Here is a 625-nt window from a genome sequence, read left to right as displayed (position 1 = left end):
GGTACAGCCTGCTCACCGACAATGCGCTGTTCGTCAATCCACGTGGACAGAAGGTCGGCGAGCATTCGCTGGATGCGCTGGCGCGGCTGATGGCGCATGGCCAGGTGCGGATCGTCAGCGAGGACAAGAGCCGCCTGATCGACCGTGCCTGGCAGGCCACGCTGCGCACGCTGCGTTCGCTGGCCGGCACCGGCCCCGCCGTGGAGAGCGCGCAATGAGTACCGACACCGACACCGATACCCGCCGCGCCCCGCGCCGCCAGGTCGCCGAACTGGTCCCGGTCACCGACATGCTGGCCGAGTGCGTGGTCGGTCGGCTGGGCAATGTCTCCGAGACCGGCATGCTGATGCTGGCCTCGGTGCCCATGCACGACGACGCGCTGTACCAGCTGCAGTTCGCCATCCCCGGGCCGCAGGGCCAGCGGCTGGCGCTGGACGTGGGCGCGCACCTGCTGTGGAGCGAGCAGACCCACGCACCGGGCCAGGCCTGGGTGGGTTTCCGCTTCCTCACCCTCAGCCGCGAGCACCGCGAGCAGCTGCGCGAGTGGATCGCGCAGGAAACTTCGGCGGTCTGAGTGCCGGTTCTGGCACAGCGCGCCGGAGCCGATTGCGGCAGAATCAGGGGC

General features: G+C 69.9%; 2 protein-coding genes. Both read left to right on the top strand.

The genetic code is table 11. The annotated features are described in order from the left end of the window. The coding region (locus tag ACXJKJ_RS31020) for a DUF1631 family protein (RefSeq protein ID WP_457395403.1) at positions 1-218 on the top strand (218 nt) is incomplete at its 5' end. Beyond that, positions 215-574, top strand: a complete 360-nt coding sequence (locus ACXJKJ_RS31015) for a PilZ domain-containing protein (RefSeq protein WP_256776030.1) — start codon at positions 215-217, stop codon at positions 572-574. The genes ACXJKJ_RS31020 and ACXJKJ_RS31015, both read left to right, overlap by 4 nt. Positions 575-625: the final 51 nt, after the last annotated feature.

Source organism: Roseateles sp. P5_E1 (genome assembly GCF_054049335.1).
The sequence above is the reverse complement of the archived record's forward strand: the minus strand, read 5'-3'. Positions and strand labels throughout refer to the sequence as shown.